The sequence below is a fragment of the Verrucomicrobiota bacterium genome (genome assembly GCA_016871675.1).
In the GTDB taxonomy this organism is placed as follows: Bacteria; Verrucomicrobiota; Verrucomicrobiia; order Limisphaerales; family VHCN01; genus VHCN01.
Genome location: VHCN01000105.1, coordinates 1 through 7,140 on the forward strand (window position 1 = coordinate 1; position 7,140 = coordinate 7,140).

A 7,140-nucleotide genomic window follows, 5' to 3' on the forward strand; every position below is an offset into this window, starting at 1 on the left:
CAGGGTCTGAAGCTTACGGAGCAACTCGGCCGCGACGTCATCTCGGCGCGGCGATGAAGTGGGCAACGGGTTTTCCATCTTCCCAGTTCCACACGCGCACCTCGCCGTTGTGCGCGCCGCTGGCCAGTCGCTTGCCCGGCGCGTGGCCCACTCGATTCGAGGAGTGGCTTGCTGACCGCAAGTTGCTTGTTGGAAATCCGTGGACGATTTGCGGGGCGAACTTTCCCGGCCGGCTGGAGTTCAATTCCTGACTCGACCAAGGCGGGGGAACTCCGCAGAGTCAGTCCGGAAGCCGAGAGTTTGACTGAACACCGCCGAGACAACGTCCAACGCCGCAGCCCAAATGCAGCCCATTCCGCTCAATCCTCCGGGGAGTTACACCGCGGCTGTCGTCCCCAAGCACGTCGTGCAGCAGCGCTTCCGCACGCCGAAAGGGAACATTCCGCAGACGCCCGTCGAGCGGAACCACTTCCTCCACGTCATCCGCAACTACGTCGCCGAGTTCAACCCCGTGCCGCCCATGCCGGCGGACGACCTCAAGGTCCACGCCGATCGCGTCGTGGGCATGCTCAAGTGCGACCCCGTCTACCGCGACTACATCGGCGTGCTCATCAACAACGAAATGTGGCGCGAGCAGATTGCGAGCGTGCCGTTCGAGCGGCGGCTGCTGCTGCTGCCCAAATGCCTGCGCGTCGAGAGCAAGTGCCCCGCGCCGTTCGACGAGTTCGGCCTGCTGTGCAAGCAGTGCGGGCTGTGCACCATTCAGGATTTGCAGGCGGAAGCGGAGAAGCTTGGTTACGCGACACTGGTCGCCGAAGGTTCGGCCATCGTCATGTCGCTCATTCAGACCGGGAAGATCGAGGCGATCGTCGGCGTGAGCTGTCTCTCAGTGCTGGAGCGCGCCTTTCCCTACATGGAGGCCGCGGCCATTCCCGGCGTCGCGATTCCGCTGCTTCAGGACGACTGCATTGACACCACGGTGGACCTCGACTGGGTGTGGGATTACATCCACCTCACCAGCGACGACCAGACGCGCCGGCTCGACCTCGGCGCGCTGCGCGACGAGGTGGATTTCTGGTTCAGCCCCGCCTGCCTCGACACCATCATGGGCAACGCCGACGGCGAGACCGAGCGCATCGCCCGCGAATGGCTCGGCAAGGCCGGCAAGCGCTGGCGGCCGTTCCTCGCGGTCGCGGCGTATCAGGCGCTGCGCAGGGATCTCGGCAAGCCGCTGCCCGAAGACGTGCGCAAGATCGCCGTCGCCGTCGAATGCTTCCACAAGGCCTCGCTCATCCACGACGACATCGAGGACAACGACGGGCTGCGCTACGGCGAGAAAACCCTGAACGCGGAATACGGCACGGCTGTCGCCTTGAACGTCGGCGACCTGCTCATCGGCGAGGGCTACCGGCTCATCGGATCCTGCCGCGCCAGCGCCGAGCAGAAGGCCGCGATGCTCATCGTGGCCAGCCAGGGACAGCGCGCGCTTTGCCGCGGACAGGGCGCGGAGCTTTGCTGGGCGCGCTCGCCACAGCCGCTCACACAGCACCAGATTTTGGAAATCTTCCGGCTCAAGACCGCGCCCGCCTTCGAGGTCGCACTGCGGCTCGGCTCGATTTACGCCGACCTCGAACGCTACGAGGAGGTCGAGTCCACGCTCGGCATCTACAGCGAGGCGCTCGGCATCGCTTACCAGATTCGCGACGACCTCAGCGACCTCGGCGAGCAGGGCGAGACCAACGACATCGCCGGCCTGCGCCCGAGCCTGTTGCTGGGCATCGCCCACGACAAGGCCAGGGCCGCGCAGAAGGAGCTGCTCGAGAACGTCTGGCATCGGCAGCTTCCCGCCGGCGGCATCGCGCAAGTCGAGTCGCTTTACGCCGAACTTGGCGCCGACGTGCGCGCGAAGACGTTGCTCGAAACCTACAAGGAGCAGGCCATCCGCTCGCTTGCCGACCTGGAGAACCCGAACCTCAAGGGCCTGCTGCGCCGCACGCTGGGCAAGATCTTCAACGACGTGGAGATCAAAGGCTGGTGCAAGGAGCAGGAGCAGTTGAACGGCGTCCGCGACGGCGTGCGGATTGATACCATGGTTTCACCTTCGGGGCGGCATGAGGCCGAAGCGGCGATGGCGCGGTGAGCCTCCGCCTCCAACTCCTCCAAGTCGCCCGCCTTGCGCCGCGCCTGCTCGGTGACTCCACCAGTCTCGTCCGCGAATTTTACCAGCGTCAGCTTTCGCCCGAGGGCGCCGGACTCGACCGCGACGGCAAACCCGACCTCTACTACACCATCTTCGCGCTTGCCGGACTCCAAGCCGTGGACGCCGAACTCCCGCGCGACGCAGTTGAAAAATGCCTCCATTCGCATGGGGACGGCGCGAAGCTCGACTTCGTCCATCTCTCCGCGCTCGCGCGCTGCTGGTCCGCCGTCGGCAGGGAACGGATGCCTGCCGGACTCGACCGCGGCTTGCTCGCGCGGCTCGAATCGTTTCGCAAACCGGATGGCGGATACGAAGGCGATGCCAGGCTCGCACACGGCACGGCCTACGGCGCGTTCGTCGCACTCGGCGCTTACGAGGACCTTGGCCACACGCCCCCGCAGCCGCTTGAACTCATTCGAAGCCTCAAGCGCCTCGAAACGCCCGATGGCGCGTGGAGCAATGCGCCGCACGCCCGCACCGGCGCGACCAATGCCACGGCCGGCGCGGTCACGCTCATCCGGCACCTCGGCTTCCCGGTGAACGAGCGCGCCGGCGACTGGCTGCTTGCGCAGGCTCATCCGCAAGGGGGCTTCCTCGCCGTGCCGGGCGCGCCGATGCCCGACCTGCTTTCCACCGCGACAACCCTGCACGCGCTCGCGGCGATGGATCGCCGCCTGCCGGGCGAAGTCCACGAGCGTTGCCTTGATTTCCTCGACACGCTCTGGGACGCCCGCGGCGGTTTCCACGGCCACTGGGCGGACGACCACGTGGACGCGGAATACACGTTCTACGGCCTGCTCGCGCTCGGTCACTTGAGCGTTTGAACCGGGGTTCCGCTTGGCAGGCACGGGCGCATTTGGTTAGCTCTCGCGCGGATGCCTCTCCGCCGAACGCTTCTCGCGCTTGCCGCTGCGCTTGCCCTTGCGTCCGGTTCCGCCCGCGCGCAGCAACGCGGATCGCCATGGTTCATTGAGGCTCCGGGGAAGGAGGGCACGCTTTCGTTCGATCTTGCCACGCGCACCGTCATCGCCACGAATGGAATCCTTGTCCGCTACCAAGACTCGCCAACAAACACGACCGAGTTGACGGCGCTACGCGCGCGGCTCAACCAGGACACGGGCGACATCCAGGCCGAAGGCGCGGTGACGCTGAAGCGCGACGGCCAGCTCTGGCGCAGTCACAGCGCGGACTACAATTTCAAATCGCGCGACTTCCGCGCAGGTGATTTTCGCACGGGCCACGCGCCCTTCTACATCGGCGGCCTCGGCCTCGCGGCGGATGCGACCAACCGCGTGTTCACCGCGCACGACTCGTTTGTCACCACGGACGACCTCGGCGTGCCTGGCTTCCGGCTCAAGTGCAAGACGCTGACCGTGACTGCCGGCGAGCGCATCGAGGCGACGGAGGCGACGCTCTACATCGGCACGGTGCCTGTGATGTATTTGCCGAAATACTCGCGGTCGCTGATGCGGCATCCCAACAACTTCGCGTTTGAGCCTGGCTACCGGAGCCTTTACGGGCCGTTTCTGCTCGGCACCTACAACTGGTCGGGCAGCGAGCAGTTGTCCGGCAAGATGCACCTCGACTACCGGCAGCGGCGCGGCGTGGGCTTCGGGCCGGACGTGAGTTATGACCTCGGCCGGTTCGGAGAGGGAGAATTCAAGTTCTACTACGTCCACGACGACGAACCGGGACTGAGCCTGTCAGGCCGGCCTGTGGCAGCGGACCGCCATCGCACGGAGCTCTGGCATTCGGCCGCCCTCGACACAAACCTGACGCTCCGGGTCCACCTCCGCGAGCAGCGCGACGACACGTTCATCCGCGATTTTTTCGAGACCGAATACCGGCGCAACATCCAGCCCTCGTCGTTCGTCGAGTTGAACAAGCTCTGGCCGAACTTCTCGCTGAACGCGCTTGTCCAGCCACGACTGAACAGTGTCTTCGAGACGGTCGAACGCCTGCCCGACGTGAAACTCTCGGCGCTCCCGCAGGAGCTCGGGACAACGCCCGTCTATTATCAAAGCGAGAGCTCGCTCGGGTGGTTCCGCCACAAGTTCGCCAACGGCACGAGCAACGATTTCGCCGCGTGGCGTGGGGACACGTATCACCAACTCACGCTGCCACGGACCTATTGGGGATTCCTCAACATCACGCCGCGCGTCGGCGGACGCTTCACGCACTATGGCGAAAGCGAAGGCGCGGGCGTGAATCTCACGGCGACCGACCGCGCCGTCTTCAACACCGGCGCGGAAGTCTCATTCAAGGCTTCGCGCCTCTGGCCGGAGACGCGCGGCACGATGTTCGACTTGGACGGTGTGCGGCACATCTTCGAGCCGTCGATCAACTACGTCTTCGTGCCGAGCCCGAATCGGGCGCCGACTCGGTTGCCGCAGTTCGACACCGAGTTGCCAAGCTTGCGCCTGCTGCCGATTGAGTTTCCGGATTACAACGCGATTGACTCCGTGGACAGCCAGAATGTGCTGCGGCTCGGCCTGCGCAATCTTGTCCAGACCAAGCGCGCCGGTCAGGTCGACTCGCTGCTGCACTGGGCGCTTTACACGGACTGGCGCCTGCGCCCGCGCGCGGGGCAGACCACGTTCGCGGATGTCTTCTCCGACCTGGATTTCAAGCCGCGCTCGTGGCTCTCGCTCAGTTCCGAAACACGCTACGACATCGCCTCCGGTCACGTGCGACTTGCGGATCACAACCTCGCCGTCGAGCCGAACACGACGTGGAGTTTCGGCGTCGGCCACCGATACCTCCGCACCGACCCTGCGCTGGGCGCGAACGGGCTCGGGAACAACCTCATCCAGTCCATGGTGCACTACCGGCTCAACGAAAACTGGGGTTTCCGCGCCACGCACCTGTTCGAGGGGCGCAACGGCGTCCTGCAAGAGCAGGGCTACTCGCTCTATCATGACTTCCGGAGCTGGACGGGCGCGCTCACGGTGCGCCGCCGCGAAAACGTCGCCGGCCCGTCCGACTTCACGATCGGATTCGTTTTCTCCTTCAAAGCTTTCCCGCGTTTCGGGCTTGGCGACGACCGCACACGGCAGAATTCCCTGTTCGGGAATTGAGCGCCGGCGCGCCGCTCCAAAACGTTTGCCACCTCACCCGATCGCGATACGCTGGGCGCATGACACGCCATTGTTGGAAGTGCGGGCTCGAGTGGACGCTGCCCGTCAACCCCGGCCGCAGCGAGTCCTGCCATCGCTGCAGTTCCGACGTGCGGGTGTGTTTGAACTGCCAGTTTTATGACGTCCACGCCGCGCAACAGTGCCGCGAGCGTCGCGCGGAGCCCGTGTTCGACAAGCACGTCGGCACGTTTTGCGAGTGGTTCGACTTCGCGCGCCGCAACTTCAGGCCCCCCGGCCAGAATCCGCGCGAAGGCAGCGCGCGCGACAACTTGAAGAAGCTGCTCGGCGACTGACGAGCCTTTTGGATTGAATTCGAGGCGCCTGCTCAACACTCTTCGTCCGCAACCTCCAACGGAACCTCGCATGAACCACCCAACCGCTCCCGACCCGACTCCCAATTCCTGCAAACTCGATCGCCGGTCCTTCCTCGCAAGCGCCGCAGGCGCCGCCGGCGTGGCGCTCGCCGCGCGCGGCCTCGCGCAGGAGCGCGACTGGAGCGGCAGGAATCCGACCCGCTACCCGGACCCGGACCTCATCACGATCGACAAGCGGTTCGACAAATACAAACTGGGCAACACGCCCATCCAGCGCCTCTATCACAGCCCGAACATGCTGTGGGCCGAGGGCCCGGCGTGGAACGGCGTCGGCCGCTACCTGCTCTGGAGCGACATCCCGAACAACGTGCAACTTCGCTGGCTCGAAGAGAACGGGCAGGTGAGCGTTTTCCGCAACCCGGCAGGCAACAGCAACGGGAACACCTTCGACCACCAGGGCCGGCAGATTTCCTGCGAGCACCTCACGCGGCGCGTCGTCCGTTACGAATATGACGGGAGCACCCGCGTGCTGGCGGACAAGTTCGCCGGGAAATCCTTCAACGCGCCCAACGACGCCGTGGTGCATCCGAACGGAGACATTTGGTTCACCGACCCCGGCTACGGCGCGCTCATGAACTACGAGGGCGCGCGCGCGACGACCGATTCGCCGCAGCCATTTCAGAAGGAGGCCGTGTATCGGATCGACGGCACCTCGCTGAAAGTGGAGAAGCTCACCGACGAAGTCTTCAAGCCCAACGGCCTCTGCTTCTCGCCGGACTACAAGAAACTCTACGTGGCTGACACCGGTGCATCGCACTATCCCGAGGCGCCCAAGTGCATCTGGAGTTTCGATGTGGTGGACGAGAAGAAACTCGCGCGCCGGAAGGAGTGGGCCTCGATGAAACTGCGCCACCCGCAGAAGGGAGACCTCGCCGGATTCGCCGACGGCATCCGCTGCGACACGGACGGCAACGTGTGGGCGAGCGCGGGCTGGGTCGGCGCGGGTTACGACGGCGTCCACATCTTCGGCGCCGCCGACGGCCAGCGGATCGGCCAGATTCTGCTTCCTGAGATCTGCTCCAACGTCTGCTTCGGAGGCACGAAGCGCAACCGGCTCTTCATGACCGGCAGCACCTCACTCTACGCGGTCTACGTGGAAACTCAGGGCGCACACATCACGTAGGCTGCGTCCCGGGCGACCGGCAACCGCTCCGGCTGGCGGCGACTCCGGCCTGCGCTTACACGTTATACGTGCTCGACGAGGTCGTGCCGCCACGGCCGGTCCAGTTGGTGTGGAAGAACTGGCCGCGCGGTTTGTCCACGCGCTCGTAGGTGTGCGCGCCGAAGTAGTCGCGCTGCGCCTGGAGCAGGTTCGCCGGAAGCACGGCGGAGCGATACTGGTCGTAGAAGTTCAGCGCGGTGCTGAACGCCGGCGCCGGGATGCCGCGCAAGGCCGCCGTGGAGACGATTTTGCGCCAGCCCTTCTGGC

General features: G+C 65.3%; 6 protein-coding genes. 5 read left to right on the forward strand and 1 reads right to left on the reverse strand.

Annotated elements, in window-relative coordinates; genetic code table 11:
* The first annotated feature begins 343 nt into the window (after positions 1-343).
* From FJ386_14665 to FJ386_14685, 5 genes are all read left to right on the forward strand, one after another.
* On the forward strand, positions 344-2,140 hold the full coding sequence (locus FJ386_14665; GenBank protein MBM3877932.1) for a DUF116 domain-containing protein: 1,797 nt from the start codon (positions 344-346) through the stop codon (positions 2,138-2,140).
* Entirely contained in the window at positions 2,137-3,024 is an 888-nt protein-coding gene (locus FJ386_14670; GenBank protein MBM3877933.1) for a terpene cyclase/mutase family protein, read from the forward strand. The genes FJ386_14665 and FJ386_14670 overlap by 4 nt, the downstream gene beginning before the upstream one ends.
* A 51-nt stretch (positions 3,025-3,075) precedes the next feature.
* Positions 3,076-5,277, forward strand: a complete 2,202-nt coding sequence (locus FJ386_14675; GenBank protein ID MBM3877934.1) for an LPS-assembly protein LptD — start codon at positions 3,076-3,078, stop codon at positions 5,275-5,277.
* 59 nt (positions 5,278-5,336) lie between these two features.
* Positions 5,337-5,630 (forward strand): hypothetical protein, encoded by a 294-nt coding sequence (locus FJ386_14680; protein MBM3877935.1) that lies wholly within the window; start codon positions 5,337-5,339, stop codon positions 5,628-5,630.
* Between the two features lie 70 nt (positions 5,631-5,700).
* Entirely contained in the window at positions 5,701-6,834 is a 1,134-nt protein-coding gene (locus FJ386_14685) for an SMP-30/gluconolactonase/LRE family protein (protein MBM3877936.1), read from the forward strand.
* A gap of 55 nt (positions 6,835-6,889) precedes the next feature.
* On the opposite strand, the gene FJ386_14690 is transcribed toward FJ386_14685, so the two are convergent.
* On the reverse strand, positions 6,890-7,140 hold a 251-nt coding region (locus tag FJ386_14690; protein ID MBM3877937.1), incomplete at its 5' end, for an NADP-dependent phosphogluconate dehydrogenase.

What these genes read in the sequence shown, in the direction of transcription:
- FJ386_14665 (MBM3877932.1), top strand. Translation starts at nt 344, where the DNA reads ATGCAGCCCATTCCGCTCAATCCTCCGGGGAGTTACACCGCGGCTGTC.
- FJ386_14675 (MBM3877934.1), top strand. Translation starts at nt 3,076, where the DNA reads ATGCCTCTCCGCCGAACGCTTCTCGCGCTTGCCGCTGCGCTTGCCCTT.
- FJ386_14680 (MBM3877935.1), top strand. Translation starts at nt 5,337, where the DNA reads ATGACACGCCATTGTTGGAAGTGCGGGCTCGAGTGGACGCTGCCCGTC.
- FJ386_14685 (MBM3877936.1), top strand. Translation starts at nt 5,701, where the DNA reads ATGAACCACCCAACCGCTCCCGACCCGACTCCCAATTCCTGCAAACTC.